A 258-nucleotide genomic window follows, 5' to 3' on the forward strand; every position below is an offset into this window, starting at 1 on the left:
CCTTCACGGGCAAGGCGGAAGCGGGCAGCACCGTCACCATTCTGGACAATGGCAGCGCCATTGGCAGCGTAGTGGCGGACGGCAGCGGCAACTGGACGTTTACCCCGGGCACTGGCCTGGTGAACGGTGACCACGACTTCACCACCACGGTGACCGACCCGGCCGGCAACACCAGCGCCGAGGGCGAGCACCTGAAAGTGACGGTGGATGTGGTTCCGGGCCAGGTAGCGTTGAGCACCCTGGTGGACGATGTGGGTC

Annotated in this window: 1 protein-coding gene; it reads left to right on the forward strand. The window is 65.9% G+C overall.

The window, feature by feature from the left end; translation table 11 throughout:
* Window positions 1–258 (forward strand): Ig-like domain-containing protein (locus JHD74_RS26470; protein WP_199063963.1); only part of this gene is annotated, 258 nt, incomplete at both ends.

This window comes from Serratia sp. ASV30 (genome assembly GCF_016428815.1).
Classification (GTDB): Bacteria; Pseudomonadota; Gammaproteobacteria; order Enterobacterales; family Enterobacteriaceae; genus Chania; species Chania fonticola_C.